We start from the raw sequence: 24,499 nt of genomic DNA, 5'->3' as shown, positions 1-24,499 counted from the left end.
GACGAGGGTGAGATCGACATTACGGGACTCGATGTGCCCGCCGAAGTCGACGATGACGAGACCGTCGAAATCGACATTGATCTCGAGAACCTCGGTGACGAGGGAGCGATTCAGGAGGTCGCCCTTTACCTGAACGAGGATGACGAGCCGGTCGACACCGAAGTGGTCGACATGGCAGCATCCGGCGTCGACGACCCGATTGACCATCCAGCAGAGACGACGATCACGTTCGAACTCGAGGCGAGCGACCTTGACGGCGGTGACCACACCGTCACCGTCGAAACCGAAGACGACGACGCGAGCGACGCGTTCACCGTTCTCGCCTCGAACTTCGAGGTCTCGAACCTCGACGCACCTGACGAAGCCGACCGCGGTGAGGAGATCACCGTCAGTGTGGACATCGCAAACACGGGTAACGTCGACGACACCCAGGCCGTCGAGTACCGCTTCGACGACCTCGGCGACGCACTGGACGCACAGAACGTCACGCTTGACGCCGACGAGGAGACGACAGTCTCCTTCGATATCGATACTGAGAACGTCACTGAAGGAACCTACGACCACGGTGTCTTCACCGAGGACAACGAGGCAACGGCCACAATCGACATCCTCGAAGCGTTCTTCAGCGTTGACATCACCGACGCACCTGAGGAACTCGCACCTGGCGAGACCTATAACGTCAGCGCGGATGTCGTGAACGCCGGCGACGCGCCGGACGAACAGACGATCGCCTACGAGGTCACGGAAGGCGAAACCGACGTTGCGGTCGTCGACGGCGACGTCGACGAAGAGGAACTCCGTGAGGAACTCGCCGACCGCGGTGTCGACGAGGTTGACCTCGACGAACTCGTCGACGGCGCGGACAACCTGGCCGACACACTTCAGGACGAACTCGGCGACTCCTACGACGTGCAGACGGTCAACGCAGCCGACCTGGTCGACGAGGTCGATGCCTACGACGTCTTCGTCGTCAACGACTTCGACGGCGCAGACGTCGATGTGTTCCTCGACGAGCTCGAAGACGACCAGGGTGTCGTCTACCTCGACAACTGGGGTAGCAGCTCGAACGCAGTGAGCGATCTGTCCGATGCTACTGACGATCCATCGTCCGTCGAGGACAGCTTCAGCGGCTCTGCACCGATCATGCTCGACATCACCGACGACCACGCACTGTTCGACGGCGTCGCTGCTGCGGGCGAGACGATCGAGCTCCACGACGGCTCCGCCGCCGACCGCGCATGGTTCGACGGCTACAGCGGCGAGAGCATCGCAGACGTTGGCGACACCGGACCAGATGGTGCCACAGTCGGCGTGAGCGAGGACGACGACCACGTCCTGCTCGCTGCCTTCGGTCGCTCCTCGTTCATCTCGAACGCGGACTTCAGCGCCGAGTCGAACGCCATCATGGCGAACGCCGTCGAGCACGTCGACGACTACGCCGGCACGGCCAGCGCAACCGACCACACGAGCGAGTTCGTCTCGCTCGAACCGAACGAATCGACCACCGTCGAGTTCACGAACACCCTCGCCGAAGACGACGGCGAACTCGAGTGGCACCACGTCGTCGAGAGCGAGGACGACGCTGCAACTGCGCCGTTCACCATCGACGACGGACCGAACTGGAACGTCAAGGGAACGGTCGCCGAGGCAGCAACTGACGAACCGATCGAAAACGCGAGCGTCGAACTCGAGGCTGGCAACGAAACGTACACGAACGTGACCGATGCCGACGGCAAGTACGGTCTCGAGAACGTCCCTGCTGGCGAACACAACCTGACAGTTGACGCCGAGAACTTCGCGGCACACACTGAGACCGTCGAGGTTCCCGAAGACGACGTCGTCACGGTCGACGTTGGTCTCGAGAAACTCCCCGGCACGATCAGTGGTGACGTAACCGCGAGCGACGACGACGCACCGGTCGAGAACGCGACCATCGTCGCCGAGAACGACGACGGCGATGTTCACGAGGCGACGACCGACGAGAACGGCTCGTACGAGCTCGACGGCGTCTCGGCAGGCACGTACGTCGTCAACGTCGTCGACACGCCGCCGGGCTACGAACTCGACGAGGTCGTTACGGTCGCACCCGGCGAACACGTCGACGGCGTCGACTTCGTCGTCGACCGCACCGCCGGTTCGATCGAAGGCACCGTCACGAACGCTGCCGGTGTCCCGATCGCTGACGCCAACGTCGTCGACGCCGACGACGGCGCGTTCAACGTGACGACCGCCGAGGACGGCTCCTACGAAATCGAGGACATCACGCCCGGAACGAACGCGCTCCGCGCAGTCGCCGACGGCTACGACGACTCGAACGTCGAGTTCGTCGAGGTCGAAACCGGCGAGACGACGACCGCGAACCTCACGCTCGGCACCTACTTCGAGGTCGACGACCTCGCAGCACCCGACACCGCCGAGAAGGGCGAGGAGATCACCGTCAACGCGACGGTCACCAACACCGGCGAGCAGGAAGACACTCGCATGGTGTTCTACTTCCCGCCGGGCACTGACTTCGGCACCGACGTCATCGACTACCAGCCCGAACTGTCCGAGACGGTCACGCTCGAGGGCGGCGAGTCGACGACGGTCGAGTTCACCTACGAGATCGGAGCCGACGACGAACCGGGCGAGTACGAACACGGTATCTCGGCCGACGAGGTCGAATCGACGGTCATCACCATCGAGGGCGACGAAGACGACGGCGAACCCGTCTTCAACGTCACCGGACTCGATGCACCGGCAGACGCTGAACCCGGTGAGAACGTCACGATCACCGCCACGCTCGAAAACACCGGCGACGACGCCGGCACGCAGACTGTCACCTACGCGTTCGACGATGAGACCGTCGCCAACGAGACCGTCTCGCTCGACGCAACCGAGTCGACGGCACTCGAGTTCACCACCGAACTCCCAGCGGATGAAGGCACGTACGAGCACGCGGTCTCGTCCGAGAACGACTCCGCGACGGCACAGACCGACGTTGAAGAGGCTGGCGAGCCGGAACCCGCGTACTTCGAAGTGACCGAGCACGACGCACCGGAGTCCGTTGATGCGGGCGAGGAGCTGACGGTCAACGCGACGATTACGAACACCGGCGACGAAACGGATCAGCAGGATGTCTTCCTGTTCTGGGACTCCGCGATGAGTGACCTGGAGGATGCGGAGTCTGTGGCTGACCTCCGCGAGGCCGGTATCGACTCGATGGAATCGATCGAACTCGAGGGTGGCGAATCCGAGACGGTGGCGCTCACCCACGAGGTCGACGCGGAGACGGAGCCGGGTACCTACCAGTACACGGTGTCGACGCTGCAGGAGATGGTTGACGGTGAAGTGACCGTTGAGAGCGCTGCAGAAGCCGCCTTCCCGGCAGACCCGGGCGGCTTCGATGGGGCACCACCGGGAGCAGCACTCGGTGCGAACCCGTTTGAAAACGGTATCGCGAACGGGGTCGGACTGCTCGGCTAACTCGAGCACTGCTCCCTTCCGTCCCGTCTCGTTCCGTTATCGTTTGGCAATCACCCCAATTTCCGCTTATTTGGCCTTGTTGAAACCTTCAATCAGTGACAAATTCCAGCTGCCTTGCTGAATACAGAGCGCAAGTGTGGCACGTCGAGGTCCCAAGACCTGGGATCGTTTGACTCGCCCGGTGTCGTGGAGGATCGACTGAACGGCCGATAAAGTCCGATAGCAATCCGCCACCAATGCATTATATGATCTCACTCATCTGCCAATAATGTGCCCTCCAGGCAGCAAGCAACCCACGTCGCTGCTGCCACGCCGAACCCTGCTTGCCAGCGACTACCGCGTAACAATCATGCATAATTCTCATTCGAGGAGCTCCATCACTTGCTCTGCTGCGTGTTCCCCTGAACGGACTGCTCCTTCCATGTGACCGGCCCAAACTGGCGAGGTCTCCGCACCCGCCCAATGAATACGACCGACTGGTTCAGTCAATGCTGACCCATAGCTGGTGAGCAGCCCCGGTGGGACCTGGGGGGAACATCCCTCGATCCACGGTTCGTCTGCCCAGTTCTTTTCCACATACTGTATCGGCTCGCGCGCAGCCGGGCCGAAGTAGTTTGTGAGCGCCTCGACGACTGCCCGGAATCGTTCGTCGCGGCTCCCTGCGTCGAATATCGATGGATCTTCTGTTCCTGAACCGCCGGAACCCATGGAATCGTCGGTGACCGGTGTACCCGTTAACCCGGTAAGGACGCCAATCTGAGCGTCGGGCGGTGAACTATCTAAAGTAAACCGCACGAATCCCGAATCACTCAAAACTGCACCACTCAGCCCTTGTTCGTGCCAGAACGGACGTTCGTAGAGGACATGTACCTTCAGTATCTTCGACGACGCCCACCGATCCGTGAGTTCATCCCGGGCTAGCGGGAGGCGTGGGTCAAAATCAATATGCGCCGTTGCGCCCGGATCAACAGCAACGATGGCGCGTTCTGCGACGACTGTTCCCTGCTCTGTTCGTATCGATACCTCATCGTCATCCTGTTCGAGAGCATGAACGGGACAACCTAGCACGACTCGATTATCTAGTTCGTTGGCGATGTGTTCTGGAAGCGCTGTCGCACCGGACTTGAAGCGTTTTGACACTGCTCCGTCTTTACTATCGGTGAGCGTTTCCAAACTTCCTGCTGAGCTGATGTGTGTGAGAAAGAATAGGAGTGATATATCTCGCGGTAAGCACATATACCCCAAGGCAGTGACGAGTTCGAAGATGGTACGCGCACCTTCTGTGAAGGTATTTCGCTTCAGCCACGCGCCCAGTGTCGTGCGGTCGTATTGGTTAGCGTTGGGAGCGTTCCACGGCGCTTCGTGCGGGACCTTTTGAGCCATCCGATCGAGACGAAATTGTGCCTGAACGAGATCGAGTTTCGCATGTAGCGGAAGGTCAGGCATCGCTCCTTCGAAGGGGCGGCGCTGATCCCGATAGTAGAGCAGATCTTTACCTTCGTGTGGCGTCGGGACGGTTTCAATGCCGTACTCAGTAGCCAGTTCGAGAATGTGGGTATGTTGAGGGCCAACCCACTCACCACCGCAATCAACGACGGAGTCCTCGCCAATCGATTTATTCAGTACGCGACCGCCGACCCGATCGTTAGCTTCGAATACAACAACGTCAACCCCATCATGCCTCAACTCCCGTGCTGCGCATAGTCCTGCAAGTCCCCCACCAATGATCGCAACGTCGATGGATTGTTCTTCCCCGGCTAGTCCCTCGTTTTGGAGCATGTGCCAACAATCATCCTATCTATCGCAATAAAATAACCGCCAACCCCTTGAATTCTCTATATTCAGCGGTCCGTTTCTCTCAGGTTTACGGGTATTCGTACTCGTCGCGTGAAATAGCCAGTCCTCGTTCCACGTTGTGAATGACGCACTTGATGAGGAGTTCGCGGAACTGCTTCCACCAGAGGCGTGACCGCACGAATGCCCCGAATTTCTGTTTAATCGCCGCGTTGACCGTCTCGTTCATGTTTCGGCGATGGTAGAGGTCGCTGTCCAGCCGTGCATTCCACGCTTTGTGGAGTGAGGTGAACTCACGATGCTTAATGAGTGGTCGAATATCGTGGTCACGGGCGAGCTGCCGGAGCTTCTGGTCGTCGTATCCCTTGTCACCGGTCAAGACCGCGATGGACTGTACGTTCCGTTTCACTACCTGTGGCGCAATCTGCGTATCGTGCTTTCTCGTTGTCGTCACATGAACATCGAGAACGGCGTTGGTAGCTGTATCGACCAATAGCGTTGTCTTCAACTGCTTGATGGTGAGGTTCGTTCGCTTCGTGTAATGAGTTGATGCATGCGCCCGCTCAAACCCGGAGGCATCGATGCCGGTGACACCGTTCAGCGGCAAGTCCGCAAGTGAAACGTTCAGCAGAACCCGCCAGACGGCCATCTCCAAGCGATCAAACGCCTTGCAGAGTGTCGAGGGTGCGGGGATCGAATCGAGATCGAGGGCGTCACGAATGCGAGGCATCTCAATGAGTTCGTCAACGAGGTCGCGGTAGGTGGTCGTCTTCTTAACTTTGAGACAGAGCAGGACGACATGTTGGCGGAGCGTGAACCGCTTCCGTGAATAGCGTGTCGAGAATCGTGCCACAGCACGGCGAGCCAGCATCATAGCCCGTTCAACGAATCGAAGGAGTCGTGACTTCGGCAGAGCATCCATCTTCCTCAGCTACTCACCAGTCATGTTTGTCAGCAAGGGTTTCAACAAGGCCGCTTATTTTGGTACGAATTCGTCGCCGCTTCGGGCCGTCATAGGCAACCGTGTGGCAGAAACGTCCCAGTCGATTGGGGCCGAGTATGGAGGTGCTTCTTCGACTGTCGGCGTTGCTCGTCGTTCTGCTCGTTGGCACGGGGCTTCGGGCGTCCGGTATCCTCAACGCGTCCCGGACCGATCGCCTGAACGCCGTCGCCTACTACGTCGCGCTGCCGGCGCTCATCTTCGTCTCGACGTACGATCAGGCGATTGGCGAGTTGCTGTCGCTGGAGTTGATCGGCGGATTACTCATTGTCTTCTTCGCGACGGCGGGAATCGCATGGATTGTTCACCGAAACAAGGCTGATAGCGGCCGACAGAGCGTTGCAATCGTCCAGTCCTATCACTCCAATCTGGGCTATTTGGGCCTGCCGTTGGTCGCGGCGACGTTCGCCGATCCGGTTACCGCAATCGCGAGCGTGATCCTCGGCGTCGTGACCCTCGTGCAGGTTCCGTTGACGATCGTCGTCCTCTCGACGGCGAACGGGGCCGACGCCGAACTCGCCGAGGAACTTCGCGGACTGGCCGCCAATCCGGTCCTCGTCTCGCTTCTCGTCGGCCTCACGATCGGCTCGCTTGGAATTACGTTCCCGGGGACCGCCGTCGTCGGGCTCGACGCGATCGGCTCGCTCGCGCTCCCACTCGCGCTCCTCTGTGTCGGTGCGTCGCTCGAGGTTGATCTGCCGTCGATCGACTACGGCGCGACCGGTTCCGTCGTCGCGGTGAAGATCATCGCCATGCCGTTGCTCGCGTGGGTCGTCTTTTCGACTCTCGCGGTCGACACCGCGACGTTCGCTGCCTCGGTCGTTATGCTCGGCACGCCGACCGCCGTCTCGACGTACGTCTTCGCGGCCCAACTCGAGGGCGACGAGGAGTTCGCCTCGCTGAACGTGTTCACCACGACGCTCGCGTCGATCGTGACGCTGTTCGTGTTGATCACACTGATTACGTAGCGCTGTTCGTGCTGCTTGCGTTGCTTGCGTTACTTACGTTGCTCACGTCGATCGAGGATCGATACCGCTCCGTCGCCCGATCCGACCGTCCCGTCAGCTACTCTCCGAACTCCGTCGATGCATCGTCCTCACCGTACGCCATCGTGGAGAGTCCCGCGTTTGCTGCCTGGCGCGTATCCTGCCGACTCCACTGGACGACGATCGGCACGTTGGACTCGACGACGATTCCGTAATCCTCGGCCAGCGGCGGTGCGTACGGGTCGATCAGGTCGTTGACCCGAACGTGGCGGACTCGCTCCGGCGCGACGGTGAGCGGATACGGGCCGGCTTCGTGCCCGTTCGCGTAGTACAGGGTAAGCTCGAGCGTCGCCATCTCCGGACCGGTGTTCAGCAGACACAGCTTCTCGTTGCTGACCATCTCCGGCTCCGGGCCGGTGCTCTCGACGGGGACGTGTCCGCCGGGGATCTCCCAGCGCGTTTCGCCGATCGGCGCTGCCGGCTCACTACCGGCCTCGGCCGCTTGTTCTGCCGCTGAATCCGCGTCGGGATCCGATCCCGTCATGCGTCGTCCCTCTCGAGTAGGTCCGCGAGATACTCCGTCATGAATACGCCGTCTGGATCCAGTTCGCGGCGGATCTCCTGAAACCGGTCCCACTCCGGGTACAGCTCCCGGAGTTCGGGCGCGCGAAGCGTGTGTTTCTTCCCCCAGTGTGGGCGGCCGTCGTACTCGCGGAAGATCGGCTCGATGTCCTCGAAGTACTCCCAGTGGTCCAGTTCGGCGTTCTGGATGCACGAAATGGTCATCACGTCTTGCTCATACTCGGTCGAGAGCATCGCGTCGTCTGCCGCGACGGTGCGGACGAGCAACCGCCAGCCGACATCGGCCCGCCAGCGTTCGCGGACCCGGTTACGAACGCGCTCGAAGCAGTCGAGCCCGTCCTCGACTGGGAGTGCGTACTCCATCTCGTCGAACTCCCGACCGATGTCGTCGTGTTCGGGGATGATCTCCTGCCACCAGCCGGTCTGATCCTCGACCTGCGTCGCGTACGAGAGGTCTGCGTGGTCGGTGCCGCCGCCCGGCGCGTTGAGCAGTCGGAGCTTCACCTCGTCCGAGCGCGGATACCAGTAGAAGTCGAAGTTTCGGTTCTCTTCGATCAGCGTCGGAATGTGGTCCTTGCACGCCCGCCAGTTCGTACAGTACTCGCGGCGCTGGATCTTGTAGGTCGTCTGCAGGTCCAGTTCGACCTCGGTGAAGATGCCGAGCGTTCCGAGCGACAGTTGGGCCGCACGCAGGAGGTCCGGATCCTTCTCGGTGCTGAACTCGCGCATGTCCCCCGTCCCGGTGACCATTCGACCACCGATGAGTGTCCCCGCAAGGTTTTCGAACTCGGGCCCCGTTCCGTGGGTTCCCGTGCCGAACGCCCCCGCGACGGTCTGCATCGAGACGTCGCCGAGATTCGGCATGGCGAGGTTCCTGTCGTGAAGCTCCGTCCCCGCCTCCTCGAGTGTCGTCCCGGCGTACAGTGTGGCCGTCTTGGCGTCCGCGTCGTGAGAGATCAGTCCGGTCATTTTCGAGAGTGAGACGAGTACGCCGTCGGTTTCGACGACCGGGGTCCAGGAGTGACCCGAGCCAACAACGCGAACAGTCTCGCCCTGCTCGACACACTCTCGAACGATCGACTGGAGTTCGCCCTCGCTCTCCGGTTCGAGGATGCGATCCGGTTCGAAGGACACGCTTCCCGACCAGTTCGTCCACGTTTCGGCCGCGTCTTCGTCGACGGAGTCCTGTGCCATAGTTGTGAATCGGTTGTTAGGATCCCGATCGTCGCGAACACCGTCACCTCGACCGCTGTGAGTCACGTCACGACTGTCGCGACAGCACGGACCGGTAACGGAATGGAACTGCTACCGGACCGGTAACGGAAGTGGAACCTACTCGAGTACACACCGAAGACGGGAATAACACGCCGGCCTGAACCAGCAGGTGACATAGTGTCGAGGGTTTGGTAGCGTACCAGTACGGGGTAACTGGGTAGCATATCCGAAGGAGGTGCCCGATGAGCTGGACTGTGGCTCGCTCAGTTCTCGCTCGTCAGCTCTCGAGTACCCGCTCTATTCCCGCCTCGATCCGCGTCGCGTCGGGGAGGTAGGCGTCCTCGCGGGCGAACAGCGGCACCGGCACGTCGTACCCGGTGACGCGTTCGACGGGCGCTTCGAGATAGAAGAACGCCTCCTCGTTGATTCGGGCGATGATCTCGCCGGCCATTCCCGACGTTTTCGGCGCTTCGTGGACCACTACACACCGGCCGGTCTTCCGCACCGACTCGACGATGGTCTCGGTGTCGAGCGGCGAAATCGTTCGCGGGTCGATCACCTCGATACTGGCACCGGTCTCGGTTTCGACACTGTCGACAGCGTCCAGCGTCTCCCGAAGCATCGAGCCCCAGGCGATCACGGTGGCGTCCTCGCCGGTGTCGACGATCCGGGCCTCGCCGAGGGGAATCTCGTGCTCGTCCGGAACCTCCTCGCGAACCGAGCGGTACAGCCGCGTCGGCTCCATGAAGACGACCGGGTCCGGCGACCGGATCGCGGACCTGAGCAATCCCGCCGTCTCCGCTGGCGAGGCCGGGATGACCACCGTCAGACCCGGCACGTGGGCGAACCCCGCCTCGAAGCTCTCGGAGTGCAACTCGAGCGCGTGGATGCCGCCGCCGTACGGCGTCCGGATAGTCATCGGACAGGTAACCGTGCCGCGTGTGCGACTCCGCATGCGGGCGACGTGCTGGACGAGCTGGTGAAACCCCTGGTAGAGGAAGCTCTGGAACTGTATTTCGGCGACCGGCCGCAATCCGGTTGCGGCGAGTCCGACGCCGACGCCGACGATGCCCGCCTCCGCGACCGGGGCATCGAACACCCGGTCCGGATGCGCCTCGAGCAGTCCCTCAGTCGCCCGAAACACGCCTCCTGCCCGCCCGATGTCTTCGCCGTAGACGACGACGCTGTCGTCGGCTGCGAGTTCCTCGCGGAGCGTTTCGCGGACGGCCTCGACGACGCGGAGCCGCTCAGCCATCTCGATCACCCTCGAAGGCCGCGGCCTGGCGCTCGAGTTCCGGCGGCTGTTCTGCGTAGACGTACTCGAACAGGTCCGCCGGGTCGAGGCGCTCCCGGCGCTCGTTCGCCTGATCGATTGCCTCGGCGATCTCCGCCTCGACCTGTTCGTCGATCTGCGCTTTCGTGTCAGCGTCGAGAATCCCCTGGTTCTCGAGAAACACCTGAAACCGAACGATCGGATCTCGCGCCTCCCACTCGTCGGCCTCCTCGGGGTCGCGATACACCGACGGGTCGTCCGAGGTCGTGTGCATCGACCGCCGGTAGGTGAGCGCCTCGACGAGCGTCGGCTCGCCCTGCCGGGCTCGCTCGATCGCCTCCGAGACGACCCGGTAGACGGCCAGTACGTCGTTGCCGTCGACCCGTATCCCGTCGATTCCGGCGGCGACCGCCTTCTGGGCCAACGTCTCCGCTGCGGTCTGGTCCTCGAGTCGGGTCGAAATAGCGTACCGGTTGTTCTGACAGACGAACACCGTCTGCGCGTCGTAGACGCCCGCGAAGTTCAGCGCCTCGTAGACGTCACCCTCGCTGGTCGCGCCGTCGCCGAAGTACGTGAGCGCGACGTTCGGCCGTCCCTGAATCGATTCACCCCAGCCGACGCCGACCGCGTGCAGCGGCTGGCTCCCGACCGGGATCGCCGGCGGCAGTGCGTTTGCATCCGCTGGTATCTCCGCTCCCTCCTCCATCCCCATCGCGTACTCGAGTACCGACTGCGGCGAGGTACCGCGAACGAGCAGCGCCGGGTGTTCGCGAAAGGAGGGGACGACCCAATCGTCCGCGGCGAGCGCGAACGCGCTGCCGACCTGTGCGGCTTCCTGTCCGATCGCGGGGGCGTACGTCCCGAGTTCGCCTCGCCGCTGTAACGAAATCGCACGCTCGTCGAGACGGCGGGCGCGCTTCATCGCCGTGTAGCACTCGAGTAGGTCGTCGTCGGTGAGCGATGGGGCGAGTTCCGCGTCGATCGTTCCGTCTTCGTCGAGCACCTGTACGGAGTGAATCGTGAACTCGGCGACCGTCTCGCGTGGCATAGGCTCGGTACACCCTGGAGTGAGTTAATGCGCCACCCGGGGCACGACGGCTCTGGTTGTGTCTTTGATATCATGGCTGTGTCTCCGTGAGGGGGCGAGGGCCAGCGCAGCCGCCATGGATAAGAGACCCACGATATGGTGGGAATACGTCTTCGGTGGTGACACGTTTTCATAGGCGTATGAGTACGGGAATTCGAGCAACACTCAAGGTCGAGGATCCTGCTGACTGCCCGGCCGCTCAACTATCCGCTGAGAAGGGCGTCACCAGCCACTCGATTTCGAAGAGCGTCGATCCGTCGACTGGAGAGACGGTGACCGCTGAACTCGTCGCCGAAGGATGTCCCGGAGACGACCGAACAGCCGCTGCAGATATTGAATCTGCGTCCGATGATCTGCGTGTTCTCTTTTCGGACGGCTCTCGAACGGTGTATCGGTTCAGTCGCGAACTCGGTTGTGGCTGTCCCTGTGAGTGTATCGAGCAGTTCAACGCGCCGATCGCTGACGTACAGACGACGGATGGCGCGCTCGTTCTCGTCTTTCACGTATCGAGTACCGACGAACTGCAAGACATCGTTACCGAACTTCAGGAACGGTTCTCCGACGTGCAGGTGCAACGACTGATCCAGGCCCGAGCCGATCGCTCCAAGCAGGATCTCGTGTTCGTCGACCGAGCCGCGCTCACCGCTCGCCAGCGAGAGGTACTCGAGACCGCGAACGAGATGGGGTACTTCGAGTACCCGAAGCGAGCGAACGCGACCGAGGTCGCGGATGCGCTCGATATCACCCCCGCAACGTTTACCGAGCATCTCGCTGCGGCCCAGCGGACGCTTCTCGATTCAGTTCTCGATACGTAGCAGGTACTCGAGTTCAGTCGCCGAGAACGCACACGCTCTCGGCGAGCCTTGCCACGTCGACGGCATCTGGGTCGGTGATCTGTTCGATGATTCGGGGTGCTGTTCCGTCGGGGACGGTGTCGCCAACGACGAGTTTTGGACAGCGGGCCTGCCGGAACCCTTCGACGAGGACGAGGTCGTATCCTCGTTCCTGTAACCGCTGGAGTGTGGCTCGGAGTGGGTCGAGTTCGGTAGCGGCTTCGTGGGTCTGTTTTCCCCGATTCGTAATCTCGAACGTCGTCGACGGCGTGATGCCGACGACGGTCTCTGCGCCCGCGCTCGCGTGTCGGTGCGTATCCGTTCCCGGTGTATCGACCTCGATATCGTGGTGGATCGACTTGACGGTCCCGACGCGGCCGTATTTCGAACACTCGGGGAGTAAGCGCTCGACGAGCGTCGTTTTGCCCGAGTTGCTGTGGCCGACGAGTCCGAGTACCTTCATAGCTCTCCTCGGGCGGCGTCTGCCGTATGTGTACGGATTTCGCTGTTTCGACCACCGGTCCCCATCCTGCTCACCCCTCGTCGAGCCCCCACGAGATGTGCGCCCAGAGACGCTCGTACCCGTAGTAGGTCCCCGTTTTCAGGAGATTCGCGGCGATGCCGATATTGACGGCGTCGGACCCACTCCCGGTGATGAGAAAGGCGACCGTAATGGTCACTAGCACCATCAGGAGCCGGTAGGTGAGCGTCTTGACGAGTGTTCTCGAGTGCGCCTGCAGTGCACCGTGTGAGATGATCGATGGCGTGAGCGATTGCATTGGACGGGAACTGGACAGATGTGTTGCTGGTCACTGGGTCTCGGGTCGATACTGTTCTGTTTCGCCACGGTCTGACAGAGACCGCACGGACGGACCGGCGCTTCAGTACGGTCCGTCTCGGTTCCCCATCGGCAACTGGGGCTCTGGCTCCGACTCCGGCTCTCGCTCCGTTGCTGATGCCGACGACGGCCCCGCGCCCGAGCCACAGGTCCCACACCGGAAGTCGACGTCGCCCTCGCTGTTGGTGAGACCCTCGAGTGGGGACGGCTCTGCCGGCGTCTCCGCGAACACGTCCGGTTCGACAGCGAACCGGTCCGCGTCGCGCTCGACGAGTCGGCAGGCGAGCACAGCCAGTGCGTCGTAGAACGCGGTCTCGCCGTCCACAGCGGTCTCGTCGGTCGCGTCAATCGCGTCCTCGCCAACCCCCTCACCGTCTTCGATCGCCTCCCGATACCGCGGGAGCCACCGCCCGAGGTGATCTTCGATGAACGACCCCTGTGCATCGGTCACGATTTCGATCCCCGTCTCGTCTCCTTTCTTTGCGAGTGCTGCCGTCTGCAGCGCCAGTTGCGAGACGAACTCGAGTTCGATGCAGAGATGGTCGACGCGTTCGCGTCGGTCGTCGGCGAGCGAGAGTCCGAACGCGTCGTAGAAGCCCGCGATGTCGGACAGGGTATCCGTACTCGTAACGAGCGTTCCCGGACTGAACTCGATCTCGTACTGCGGAATGTCGCCCCCGGTCTCGAAGCCGAACAGCGAGGTCCACGTGCTGTAGTGCTCGTCAACCTCTGCCTCCGTGGCTGGGCTTGCGTCGACGACGGTTTTCGCGGCGTCGTGAAGGTCGCCATGGGCGTCGGCGGTTGGATCGCTCTTGTCGCGTTCGTCACTTACAGTCGTTACAGCCCCATCGAGCACCGCCGCGGACTCGAGTAGCTGCTCGTCGAACGTCCCCGAGACGAGTGCCGACTCGAGTGTTTCGCCCGGGCGGTCGAACGCCAGGGAGAGGAGCTTGTAGAGGCGGGCGCGATGGACGGACTCGCGTGCGATCCTGGAGTTGCCGTCGGCCTCGTTGGGATGGTCGGGTGGGTCGTGTGTTGGTGGTGTTGTCATCGTCTTCGATCACGTGATGTCGAGTCGGTAGGCGTTGGTGTCCTCGTCGAAGCGCTCGCGCTCGTACTGTGGTTCCTCCATCGGAACGCGGGCGACGGTTTCGCCGTCCTCGTCGTAGCCGATGGCTTCCTCGTCGGTTACTTCGAACTCCTCGACGCGCCACTCGGTGGAACCCATCAGGTGGAGCAGGCCGCGGAGTTTGCGGTACTCCTCGTCGCCGCGGCGGGCGGCCTGGTAGGTCTCCTTTGCGTCCGCGACGCGTGGACCGAACATCTGGATCAGGTAGTCGTCGGGGACGTTGATCGGTGGGATGTAGTAGACGTTTGGCTCTAAGCCGAGCTGTGGGTACAGCGGCAGGGCGACCTCGGCGTCGTGGACGAGGTAATCGATCGGGTTCGAGGAGTCGGCCTCGTCCGGTGGGTTGATCCAGCCGTGTTGGCGAATCTTTCCGAGGCAGTTTTCGAAACACTGCGGGACGAGCCCTTCCTCGACTTTGGGGTAACAGCCGACACACTTCTGGGAGACGTTTTCTTCGGGGTTGTAGACGGACTTCCCGTACGGGCAGGCCCGGACACACTCCTGGAACGCCTCACAGCTGTCCTCGTCGATCAGGACGATCCCGTCTTCCTGGCGCTTGTAGACCGCCTGGACGGGACAGCCACCGGCACAGCCCGCAAACGAGCAGTGATTGCAGACGCGGGGAAGGTAGAAGAACCACATCGGGTGGGTCTCCTCGTCCGCCGAGATGTGCGTGTCGGACTCGAAGGCCTCGCCGGCCGGTTCGTCCTCTCCGAGGTTGGGATGTGCCCAGTCTTCGCTGTCTGGGATGTAGCCCTCGATGTCCTGCCCGTGGAGATTCTGCGGGTCGTCGTCCGGAGCCATCTCGTCCCAGTCGACGTCGTTCGCCTCGAAGATGGTGTCACCCTCGTAGACGTACTCGCCGTCCTCCTCGCGCCACTCCTGCACGCCGAGGCGGTCGAGGATTTCCTTGTCCCACTCGATGGGATGAGAGCCGTAGGGCTTGGTCTCGACATTGTTCCAGAACATGTGCTCCTGTCCCTCGCCGTGGGTCCAGGTCGTCTTGCACGACAGCGTACATGTCTGGCACGCGATACACTTGTTGATGTCGAACACTGCCCCCCACTGTTTCTCGGGCCGCGCCTCCGCGTAGGGGTAGTCCATCTCGCGTCCGATCTGCCAATTGTAGACTTCTGCCATTGTGATCACCAGGTGTTTGTTGTTGCTGTTGTCAGTCGTCCGAGGTCTGCACGAAGTTGCCACTCAGATACTCTTCCATCGTCTCGTCCTCGTTCGTCGGTCGAATGCCGCGGTCGACGGGCTCCCACTCGCCGTCGGGTTCGCCGTCGTCGTTCACGCCGCCGTCTTCGGCCTTCTCGATCCGCACGAACGCCTCCTTGGGTGCGCCGTTTGCTGCGTGAACGTCCGGCTCGAAGCCGACGTTCAGGTTCTGTCCGCTGAGATCCTTTCGCGGCATCGAGTCCGTGAGCCACGTTCGGCGAAGCCACGTCGTCGTCGTCGACTGATGACCCCCGCTGCGGTAGAGCGACACGTAGTTCGTGTCTTCGGCTTTGGCCATCCCGTCGTCGCGCTCCTCCTGCGCTTCGTAGGTCTTGTGCGAGGTCTGGTTGACGTTCATCCAACTGCGGGTCACACCCTGTGGCAGGCTCGGCTGGTACCGAATCCGCATCATCGCACGGGCGTACTCGTCGTCTTCGTCGTCCGCGTCCCAGCCTTCGTACGGCCGGTCCGACGGGTCAGCGTCGACCCAGACGTAGTCACCGTCGGACAGCCCTTCTTCGCGGGCGTCCTCCGGATTCATCTCTATGTAGCCCTCGCCGACGAACGGCATCCGCTCGTCCTCGCGGTGCATGTCACCGTAGTTGCCCCACCAGACCGCGATGTTCGGCAGGGCGTTCGCGAAGGTGTGGGTCCCGTGGCGATACTTCGGCGTCATGTAGACGTAGTCGTAGCCCTCGTCGAGGTCGGTCAACGGATGCGCGCTGTTGACGAGTTCGTCCGGTGAGTGGACGACGTTCCGGACCTGTCGGTCGTTCGTATCCGCCACCTTCTCCTCGCTGTCCCAGCCGCGGTCTGCCGGCGTCTCGGGCGCGATCACCGGACTGTCGCTGTCGTCGACGATCACGTTCGGCTCGTACGGTGTCGCGTCCATCGGCTCGCGGTGCAGCGGAATGTTCTCGCCGGCCGCCGCGAACTCCTCCTCCTCGCGGAAGAACTCGAGTCGACCCGTCTTCGTGTACCACGGATCGTCGTCCTGCATCTGTTCGGTGCCGACCTGCTTGGGGTACGTCCGGGTCATGATGATCGCCGGCGTCCCCTGTTCGGCGTCGTCGAGCAAGTCCTCGACATCGTAGCCGGTGACGGTGTTCGAGTGGTCGATGATCCGTTGCAGGTACGGCTTCGCCTGGTACTCGTCTTCGTCGATGAACTCCCAGTAGTCATCGAAGCGGTCGTCGCCGGTGATATCCGCGAGGGCTGTCGCAACACCCTGGTAGTGCTGGGCGTCGTTTCTGGTGTTGTAGATGCGATCGATACCCGTCTCGGGCATCGTCGTAATGAAGGGGTTCGTCACCGAAGCGGTGATGTCGTTGACGTGGTGTTCGGCCCACGAGTCGACCGGGAAGACGATGTCCGAGTACTCACAGGTCATCGTCCACCACCACTCGTTGGTGAAGAACGCCTCGATCTTCCCGTTCCGGAGCATCTGCTCGATGATCTTGTACGCACCCTTCGCGTTCCCGAGGATCGAGTTCGACCCCGAGACCCAGAGCGACTTCGTCGGGGTGTGCATGTGCGAGTCGCCCTGGAAGTACTCGCCGTCGACCTCGAGCGGCTTGTCGAGATTCGTGTAGAAGTGCGCCGACTGCTCGTCGTAGTGCTTTGCAACCGTCGCGGGCTCGTCGGGATCCAGTTCGATGTCGAACGGATCCTCGTCGGAGTACTGGCTGAGACCGTTGAAGTACGCCGACCGGTAGTTACCGGAGTAGCTGCCGACGTTGCCGGTCTTGTAGCCGACGTTCCGAGTCAGCGATGCGAGCAGGAAAACCGCCCGATCTTTTTGATCCGCGTTCGTGTAGTGGTTTGGCCCCATTCCGGTCAGGACCAGCGTGTTCTCCTGATTGTCGGCGAAATCGTGGGCGAGGTTCTCGACTGCCTGCGGGTCCGTTCCGACCACGTCGGCCGCCGACTCGAGATCGTACGTCTCGATGAGGTGTTCGCTGATCAGGTCGAAAACGGGCCGAACTTCGACGGTCTCGCCGCTTTCGAGTTCGACCTCGAAGGTCCCCTCGAGTGCGGCGGGCGTTTCGAAGTCCTCGCCGATGTCGTCGCGCGTGACCGGCTCGAACTCGCCTGTGTCCCCATTTCGGACGACGAAGTCGCCCCACTCGCCGCGCAGGTCGTCGGTAATAATCTGCTCGTCGATGGTGACGTCTGCTGCCGGCCGCGACGATTCGTCCGCGACCGTCTGGGTCTTCTCGAGTTCGGCGAGTTCGTAGTCGTCGAAGACGTCGCTCGCACGCAGCATCTCGTTGGTGTCCATCCGCACGAGCAGCGGCAGGTCGGTGTACCGGCGGACGAACTCCTCGTCGTACAGTTCTTCCTCGATGAGGACCCGTGCGGCCCCAAGGAATAGCGCGGAGTCGGTTGCGGGGCGGACGGTGATCAGTTCGTCACACTTCGAAGCCGTCGCGTTGTAGTCCGTGAAGATGCCCGTGACCTTCGTCCCCTTCAGGCGGGCTTCGGTCAGCCAGTGGCAGTCGGCCATCTTCGTCGTCAGGTAGTTGATCCCCGCGAGCACGACGTGGTCTGCGTACTCGACGCTCGCCAGGTCGAAGTCGACGGTCTGCTGGCCGGTGACCATCGTGTGGCCCGGCGGCAGGTCGGTGTGGAACGAGTAGTTGTCGAGCCCGACCGCGCCGAGGGCGTCGTCTTCGCCGACATCGCGGACGTAGCTGTCGAGTAGTGCCATCGAGTTCGCGTTTCGGTACTGTCCCCAGAGCTTGATGACGCCGAGCAGCGGCATGCCGCCGCGGAACTTCATCGACCGGACGCCGGCACCCTGGGTCTGCTCGACGACGCGCTCGTCGTAGTCCTGGTCCAGCAGGGCCTGCATGCCCGACTCGCCGCTGTAGTAGTCGGCGAGTTCGACGAACGTCCGCGCCGCCATCTCGTAGGCCTCCTCGTGCTCGACCGTGATGAACTCGTCTTCCCCGCGGTTCGCGTACTCCGCGGGCATCGAGCCGTCGGGATCGCGCGGAAACCCGTCCTCGACCCACTCCATGAATCCTTCGCGGACCATCGGGTCTTTCACCCGCCGCTCGCTGTAGAACCGCTCGATCATCGCGAGTCCCTTGTTGCAGACGCGGGGATCCCAGCGCTGGCTGGCCTGATTTCCGTCCAGATCCGTCGCCTCGCCGTAGTTCATGCTCGGGCCGAGCCGCGTGATCTGGCCGTTTTTGACCGAGGCTTCGAGATAACAGTTGTGCGTGTCGTTCGGCGTGCACGTGAGCATGTAGGAGTCGTCCGGCTCCCACACGTCGCGGTAGTGTTCTTCCCACTCCTGATTCGGATACTCCTCGAGTGGGTTCATCGTCTCGTCGGCCGCTTCAGCCTCACCGCCGCGGGTCAGGCGTCGGTAGCCGAGCAGTCCGAGCCCGGACGCACCGGCGACGCCGGCGGCCGCAGCGCCGAGTTCGCGTCGAGTGAGCGAGAGATCGGAGTCGGCGTCAGCGTCGCCGCCACCATCGGCATCGGCATCGGCATCAGCGTCAGCGCCACCATCACTCATCGTCCCACCTCACCTCGCGTGGCGACGCGTTGGGCCCCAGCGTGCGATACGACCGCAGTCCATGTCGGACAGTCTAATTCTTGCCCGAGTATCGGTCGTCCGTGTTCCATACAGGTTGAGCGTGGTCCGTTACCCGCTTAATCCGGGGTCTCTGTTCCCGCCCGTCGGGGATATCGGGCGCAAATCCCGTGATACTGTGGGTGTTTAAATGGGGGTACGAGACGCCTGCGATGCAGGCGTCGACGGCGAAAGAAGATCGATTGCGTCCCGGCTCGTCTCTACGCCGGCGACTCCGAGACTGCAGTCGAATCGTGATCGAACTCGAGTTCGACGAGCCAGCCGTCGCGTTCGAGATCCACCACGTTCGCACGCGTGAGTGTCGGCGGTGCGCCGCCGAGGGAATCTTCGAGGGTGGTGATCAACTCGTCGGGATCGTGGCGCAGGAGAACGCCGAATTCGTCGCGGAGAGCGAGTTCGGTGAGCGTCTGCTGTGCGGCGGTTTCAGCCGGCAGTCCGCGCAGATCGACGGCGTCGTCCGGCACCTGTGGTCCGTCGTCGTCGTCGGCGAACGCGGCGACGGTGTCCGCGAGCTCCGCGATAGCCGCCGCACCGGGTGTCGATGGCTCGGCGAACGAACTCGTTGTCGGGTCGCGAAGCGCCGGGTCGAACGGGATCGGATCGATCGTTGCGCTTGCATCCTCCTGGATCTCGTCGGGGAGGTCGTCGCCGGTTGCGTCGAACGGTCCTGCGACTTCGGTATCGCGATTGCCATTGCTATCGCCATCGCTATCGCGACCGTTGTCGCTATCCTCAGGCGCGACCATGTTCGGGACGACGCCGATCGTTTCTACGTCGTTCGCCGTGAACAGGGCACCCGTCCGCTCCGTTGCTCGTGCGCCCGTGTCGGTCGGCGTGCTGACGAGCAGTGCGCCGTCGAGTGGTGCCTGCTGGACGATCGTGTAGACGGCGTCGCCGATCCCCGGCGGCAGGTCGACGAGAAGCACGTCGCGGTCGCTCCAGGGTGCGTTTCCGAGCAGGTCCTTGAGCACGTCGTGGACCATCGCGCCGCGCCAGGCGACCGGCCCGTCGTCGGCGATCAGTTCCATGCTCACGACCTCGATACCGTCTGCGACGACGGGTTCCGGCCGACCGGTCGGCGTCGTCTGTACCGGTCCCGCTGCGCCGAGCAGGTCCGGCGCGTCGGGTGCGTAGACGTTCGCATCGAACACCGCGACATCGAGCCCGGACTCGTCGAGCGCTCGCGCGAGGGCCGCGGTGACCGTGGTCTTTCCGACACCGCCCTTCGCGCTCCCGACGGCGATCAGCGAGCCGACTCCGGTAACCGGCAGCCCGCTCTCGGGGGCGTCCGCGTCTGCCGCCTCGACGCGAACGTGTTCGACGCCGGTCGTCGCGAGGCCGGCACCGCGAAGCTGTTCGGTGAGGCGTTCGCTCAGCGCTCGGTTCAGTCGCTCGAAGGCGACGGTGAACGTGACGACGCCGTCCTCGACGCGGACGTCCTCGAGTAGTTGCTCGCTGACCGGGTCACCGTCTGCGATTGTAACCTCCCGCGTTCTGTCGATGACCGCGTTTTTAATCTCGTCATCCGTCGCTGGCGTCTCGTAACCCATAGTGGGCGCTTCGAAACGCGTGTTCTTTTCATCCGAGGGCTGTTCTCGCGGTTTGGGAACGCAGCGCCGAACAGGATCGGTCGCTCCTTTTTTATTGTTTACTCGGCGAGCCCAACAGTACCTGACGCATTTGCGTGTCGTTCCTCAGCCGTGAGATAACACTGCGGGTCGGGCGCGAAGAGGTCACCCGTCGTCGCCAGCGCGCGCAACCGAGAGGCACCGCGACAGATCGACTGGTACTGACAGTCCGCACACCGTCCCGTCAGCCGGTCCGTCCGATTTCGGAGCGCCGCCAGGAGCGGGTTCGTCTCGTCCTCCCAGATCTCGCCGAACGGTCGGTCCCGAACGTTTCCGAGGCTGTACCCCTGCCAGAACTGGGTCGGATGTACGTTCCCCTCGTAATCGACGTCCGCGATCCGCTCACCCGTTGGATCACCACCGTTTCGTGCGAGATACTCGTAGATTCGTCTCGCTCGCTCCTCGCCGAATCGGTCGCGTGCGTACTCGACGAGGAACGCCGCGTCGGCGTAGTTACCGACGAGTAACGTCTCGATTTCCTCGCCCTGGTCGTGATACGACAGCGTCAGGTCACAGAGTCGCTCCACCGCCTCGCGTTTTGCCTGCGGCGCGAGGTCGATGTTGGAAATCTCCGCACCGCGACCGCCGTAATCGAGGTGGTAGAAACAGAATCGGTCGACGCCAACGTCGGTCAGCAGGTCGACGACGCCCTCGAGATCGGCGGCGTTTCGCTCCGTGATCGTGTACCTGAGGCCGGTCTTCAGTCCCACGTCGAGGCAGGCTTCGATCCCTCGAACCGCCGCGTCGAACGCGCCCTCCTGTCCGCGAAAGTCGTCGTTTCGCTCCGGCAGGCCGTCCACTGAGATGCCAGCATACCGGAGTCCGGCGTCGCGAAGTTCAGCCGCCCGCTCGCGGGTGAGCAGCGTGCCGTTCGTCGAAAGCACGGGTCGGAGTCCGATCTCGGATGCGTACTGCACGAGCTCAGTTAGATTCTCTCGAACGAGTGGCTCACCCCCGGAGAAGAGCACGACCGGCACGTCGTACGCCGCCAACTGCTCGAGAAACGCCTTCCCCTCGCCCGTGGTGAACTCACCCGGTGCCGGCTCGGTCTCGGCGGCCGCATAGCAGTGCGAACAGTACAGATTACACCGGCGCGTGACGTTCCAGACGACGACCGGACGGCGCTGGGCACTTGTGGTAATCTGAGGAGCACTCGAGTCCCCGGCGTCGTCGTAGCGCAGGCCGTCGCCGGCGGCGGAACGGTTACAGAGGAGCTTGCTGAGCGAGATCACGGGTCGGTCACCTGTGGTGTGCCCTCGGTTTCCTCGTAGACGCGGGGTTCAGCGCTGTCCGAGTCCGCCTCGGCTGGGTGATCTGCTTCCAGCGGCCGCGTCGAGCGCCGCTCGACGGCTGCCGCGGGACACACCCAGAGATCCTCGGCGTACCAGCCAAAGAGACGCGCAGCGTGGTCGACGGCATCGTCGGCGTCGGTGGCTGCGACGCTGCCGACGTGTCGGAGCGGCTCGTCCTGGTCGTCACGAACGAACACTTCCCACTGTGGAACGGGTGTCTCCCGACCCTCGCTGTCGACGGGTTTGCGGCGTGCTTTTTCGACCATTGGATATCGGTTTCGAACGGTTCGAACGGCTGGGGTATATCGTTCAGCGCGAACACATTCGGGGACGTTCCCGGTCGCTGAGAACAGCCTCGGATGCTTTGGCTGGTCCGGGTTTTCGGGCCGACTGTTCGATGTCGCCTTCGCACGCTTCGCCGCCATCTCCGACGGATCGATCGCTCGACACTACACGTCGACCGCTGGTTCTCATCTGGGAGCTCACGCAGGCCTGCGCGCTCGCCTGTGACCACTGCCGCGCCGACGCCCAGCCTGCGCGCCACCCCGACGAACTGACGACCGCCGAGGGGAAGGCCCTACTCGAGTCCGCTCGCGAGTTCGGGGACGGTCAGCTCGTCGTCCTCTCCGGGGGTGACCCGCTGGTTCGCGACGATGTCGACGAACTGGTCGCCCACGGCACCGACCTCGGCCTCCGGATGACGATGACGCCGAGCGGGACGCAGTCGCTCACCCGCCAGCGAATCGACACCCTGTCCGATGCGGGCCTCCGGCGGATGGCGGTCAGTCTCGACGGTGCTTCAGCCGAGACTCACGACTCGTTTCGCGGCGAATCCGGCAGCTTCGAGGCGACGATTCGCGCCATCGAGGACGCACGGGCAGCCGGCGTCCCCGTACAGGTCAACACGACCGTCTGCCAGGCTACCGTCGACGAACTGCCGGTCATCCGAGCCCTGCTCCGCGATATCGGCGTCGTCATGTGGAGCGTGTTCTTCCTGGTCCCCGTCGGCCGCGGCCGGGTACTCGAGTCGATTTCACCGACGCGGGCGGACGAAGTGATGTCGTGGCTCGAGGCGGTGAGTGAGTCGGAGCCGTTTGGCGTGAAGACGACTGAAGCGCCGCAGTATCGGCGGGTTTGTTTGCAATCCGGTGGGTTTCGTGGGTCCCCCGGTTCTCGCAAGTCCCGTGGTAGTGGCGTAGAGACGGGGGCAGATATGGTCACCAGCAGGGATCTGAAATCGGACACGGATACGAATATGGAAACAGAGACAGATACGAATACGAACACAGAGGGAACCACCCCACCAACAGGCCTCCAGCGCCGCGGCGGCATCGTCGCGGGTGACGGCTTTGCGTTCGTCAGCCACACTGGTGAGGTGTATCCCTCGGGGTTCCTCCCGAAATCGGCGGGTTCAGTCCGCGAACGAGCGCTTACGGAACTGTATCGGGAGTCGGATCTGTTCACCGCACTTCGTGATCGTGATCGGCTCTCCGGCAAGTGTGGTGCGTGCCCCTACCGGGCTGTCTGCGGTGGAAGTCGCTCGCGCGCGTACGCCCACTCTGGTGATCCACTGGCGAGTGATCCGCTCTGTCCGTACGTCCCTGCAGGCTACGACGGCGAGTTGCCGTGGGACGACCCCGACGCGATTCCGACGCCGGTATCGTAGCTTCCTGTTCGGTATCGGTTTCAGCAAAAAATGAGTGCCGGCTACGGCGACGGTCGCCAGATGACGGTTACGACCTCGTCCGCCTGCTCGACGGTGTCGGAGACGTAGCCGCGGTCCTCGAGCTTCGGATAGAGGAACTGCGGTGCGCGGTCGTTTCGCTGGACCAGTACCGCCTCATCGTCGAGCGCCGCCAACTGTTCGAGCGTTCGCTGTAGTGGTCCAGGCGGCCCGAGTGATCGAACGTCGAGTTCCACTCGTGGTCGGTCCGTCGGTGCGTCAGTTTGTTCGAGGAGTGACTGTGTGGATGCCATCTGCAACGATCGAACTCGATTCCGTGGTGGTCTGGGTCGACGCGGTGGTCAGTTCGCCGTGCTGTCCCGTCTCTCCCGCAGGTTGTGCGGTCTGTGGTTGGTAGTGTCCAGTCTGGTTAGTCGTCCGCCTCCGTCGTTACCCGCTTGGGAAACTCTGCGACGAATTTCTCGTCGGCAGCGCGTTCGACGGCGTAGCTGTCGGCATCGAACGCCGGTACCTCCGCCTGGAACTCGTAGAACAGCGGTTTCGGCTCGTGATCGTTGATGATCGTCAGCGTCTCACCCGGCTCGAGTGCCTCGAACGCGTCGTGAATCTTCGGATGGCGGTCGACTGGCGGGATCGAACGGACGTCCAGTGTCGTCATACACGGTACTCTCGGTTCGTCAGCCGTATGGCAGTTGAGGCGAATACGTTCGGCCAACTCGGTCACCGGACTGCGCTCACGCGACGACTCGTGCCAGTTGGCCTACGTTGTCGTGGCCAGCGGTGAGGGTGACAAAACGGGCATACCGTCAAGACGGACGTAACGTCAAAACGAACATAACATCAAAACTGACGCACCGTCAAACGA

At 62.7% G+C, this 24,499-nt stretch carries 20 protein-coding genes; 4 read left to right on the top strand and 16 right to left on the bottom strand.

What is annotated here, in order from left to right; all coding sequences use genetic code 11:
* A partial coding sequence (locus BBD46_RS02370; protein WP_071400156.1) for a carboxypeptidase regulatory-like domain-containing protein occupies window positions 1-3,465 on the top strand: 3,465 nt, incomplete at its 5' end.
* 360 nt (window positions 3,466-3,825) lie between these two features.
* On the opposite strand, the gene BBD46_RS02365 is transcribed toward BBD46_RS02370, so the two are convergent.
* Together BBD46_RS02365 and BBD46_RS02360 are read right to left on the bottom strand one after the other, a co-directional pair.
* Window positions 3,826-5,244 (bottom strand): flavin monoamine oxidase family protein, encoded by a 1,419-nt coding sequence (locus tag BBD46_RS02365; RefSeq protein ID WP_071400155.1) that lies wholly within the window; start codon window positions 5,242-5,244, stop codon window positions 3,826-3,828.
* Between the two features lie 85 nt (window positions 5,245-5,329).
* Window positions 5,330-6,181, bottom strand: a complete 852-nt coding sequence (locus BBD46_RS02360; protein ID WP_071400154.1) for an IS5 family transposase — start codon at window positions 6,179-6,181, stop codon at window positions 5,330-5,332.
* Window positions 6,182-6,318: 137 nt separating this feature from the next.
* Between BBD46_RS02360 and BBD46_RS02355 the strand changes: the two genes are divergently transcribed.
* Entirely contained in the window at window positions 6,319-7,227 is a 909-nt protein-coding gene (locus BBD46_RS02355) for an AEC family transporter (RefSeq protein ID WP_071400153.1), read from the top strand.
* A 97-nt stretch (window positions 7,228-7,324) separates the two neighbouring features.
* Here the strand turns inward: BBD46_RS02355 and BBD46_RS02350 are convergent, their stop codons facing one another.
* The 4 genes from BBD46_RS02350 to pdhA form a co-directional block, all read right to left on the bottom strand.
* On the bottom strand, window positions 7,325-7,789 hold the full coding sequence (locus tag BBD46_RS02350) for a sensory rhodopsin transducer (protein ID WP_084777647.1): 465 nt from the start codon (window positions 7,787-7,789) through the stop codon (window positions 7,325-7,327).
* The gene (locus BBD46_RS02345; RefSeq protein WP_071400152.1) at window positions 7,786-9,021 is read right to left on the bottom strand and encodes a D-arabinono-1,4-lactone oxidase; all 1,236 of its coding nucleotides are present in this window, start codon (window positions 9,019-9,021) and stop codon (window positions 7,786-7,788) included. The genes BBD46_RS02350 and BBD46_RS02345 overlap by 4 nt, the downstream gene beginning before the upstream one ends.
* 298 nt (window positions 9,022-9,319) lie before the next feature.
* Window positions 9,320-10,297, bottom strand: a complete 978-nt coding sequence (locus BBD46_RS02340) for an alpha-ketoacid dehydrogenase subunit beta (RefSeq protein ID WP_071400151.1) — start codon at window positions 10,295-10,297, stop codon at window positions 9,320-9,322.
* The gene (pdhA, locus tag BBD46_RS02335; RefSeq protein ID WP_071400150.1) at window positions 10,290-11,363 is read right to left on the bottom strand and encodes a pyruvate dehydrogenase (acetyl-transferring) E1 component subunit alpha; all 1,074 of its coding nucleotides are present in this window, start codon (window positions 11,361-11,363) and stop codon (window positions 10,290-10,292) included. The genes BBD46_RS02340 and pdhA overlap by 8 nt, the downstream gene beginning before the upstream one ends.
* Before the next feature lie 179 nt (window positions 11,364-11,542).
* Here pdhA and BBD46_RS02330 point away from each other — a divergent pair, with 179 nt between their 5' ends.
* On the top strand, window positions 11,543-12,217 hold the full coding sequence (locus tag BBD46_RS02330) for a helix-turn-helix domain-containing protein (RefSeq protein WP_071400149.1): 675 nt from the start codon (window positions 11,543-11,545) through the stop codon (window positions 12,215-12,217).
* A 13-nt stretch (window positions 12,218-12,230) separates the two neighbouring features.
* Here BBD46_RS02330 and mobB read toward each other — a convergent pair whose 3' ends face one another.
* The 8 genes from mobB to BBD46_RS02290 form a co-directional block, all read right to left on the bottom strand.
* Complete coding sequence (gene mobB, locus BBD46_RS02325; RefSeq protein ID WP_071400148.1) at window positions 12,231-12,698, bottom strand: molybdopterin-guanine dinucleotide biosynthesis protein B; 468 nt, start codon at window positions 12,696-12,698, stop codon at window positions 12,231-12,233.
* Window positions 12,699-12,768: 70 nt separating this feature from the next.
* Window positions 12,769-13,014 carry a DUF2061 domain-containing protein gene (locus BBD46_RS02320; protein WP_071400147.1) on the bottom strand — a complete coding sequence of 82 codons (246 nt, stop codon included), beginning with the start codon at window positions 13,012-13,014 and terminating at the stop codon, window positions 12,769-12,771.
* A 102-nt stretch (window positions 13,015-13,116) separates the two neighbouring features.
* Window positions 13,117-14,124 carry a TorD/DmsD family molecular chaperone gene (locus BBD46_RS02315; protein WP_084777646.1) on the bottom strand — a complete coding sequence of 336 codons (1,008 nt, stop codon included), beginning with the start codon at window positions 14,122-14,124 and terminating at the stop codon, window positions 13,117-13,119.
* Window positions 14,125-14,133: 9 nt separating this feature from the next.
* Window positions 14,134-15,342, bottom strand: a complete 1,209-nt coding sequence (locus tag BBD46_RS02310) for a 4Fe-4S dicluster domain-containing protein (protein ID WP_071400146.1) — start codon at window positions 15,340-15,342, stop codon at window positions 14,134-14,136.
* 31 nt (window positions 15,343-15,373) lie between these two features.
* Window positions 15,374-18,952 carry a molybdopterin-dependent oxidoreductase gene (locus BBD46_RS02305; RefSeq protein ID WP_071400145.1) on the bottom strand — a complete coding sequence of 1,193 codons (3,579 nt, stop codon included), beginning with the start codon at window positions 18,950-18,952 and terminating at the stop codon, window positions 15,374-15,376.
* Window positions 18,953-19,230: 278 nt separating this feature from the next.
* A complete protein-coding gene (locus tag BBD46_RS02300; RefSeq protein WP_071400144.1) occupies window positions 19,231-20,580 on the bottom strand; it encodes a P-loop NTPase in 1,350 nt (449 codons plus the stop codon).
* A 98-nt stretch (window positions 20,581-20,678) separates the two neighbouring features.
* Window positions 20,679-21,890 (bottom strand): TIGR04347 family pseudo-SAM/SPASM protein, encoded by a 1,212-nt coding sequence (locus tag BBD46_RS02295; RefSeq protein WP_071400143.1) that lies wholly within the window; start codon window positions 21,888-21,890, stop codon window positions 20,679-20,681.
* Window positions 21,887-22,216, bottom strand: coding sequence for an Htur_1727 family rSAM-partnered candidate RiPP (locus tag BBD46_RS02290; protein WP_071400142.1), 330 nt, complete (start codon window positions 22,214-22,216; stop codon window positions 21,887-21,889). Before BBD46_RS02290 ends, BBD46_RS02295 begins: the two co-directional genes overlap by 4 nt.
* 131 nt (window positions 22,217-22,347) lie before the next feature.
* On the opposite strand from BBD46_RS02290, the gene BBD46_RS02285 reads away from it, so the two are divergent.
* Entirely contained in the window at window positions 22,348-23,616 is a 1,269-nt protein-coding gene (locus tag BBD46_RS02285) for a TIGR04053 family radical SAM/SPASM domain-containing protein (protein WP_071400141.1), read from the top strand.
* 41 nt (window positions 23,617-23,657) lie between these two features.
* On the opposite strand, the gene BBD46_RS02280 is transcribed toward BBD46_RS02285, so the two are convergent.
* Entirely contained in the window at window positions 23,658-23,927 is a 270-nt protein-coding gene (locus BBD46_RS02280) for a DUF2249 domain-containing protein (RefSeq protein WP_071400140.1), read from the bottom strand.
* A 116-nt stretch (window positions 23,928-24,043) separates the two neighbouring features.
* On the bottom strand, window positions 24,044-24,292 hold the full coding sequence (locus BBD46_RS02275; protein WP_071400139.1) for a DUF2249 domain-containing protein: 249 nt from the start codon (window positions 24,290-24,292) through the stop codon (window positions 24,044-24,046).
* Window positions 24,293-24,499: the final 207 nt, after the last annotated feature.

This window comes from Natrialba sp. SSL1 (genome assembly GCF_001861355.1).
In the GTDB taxonomy this organism is placed as follows: Archaea; Halobacteriota; Halobacteria; order Halobacteriales; family Natrialbaceae; genus Natrialba.
Note: the sequence above shows the minus strand (reverse complement) of the source record. Positions and strands in the feature narration are given on the sequence as shown.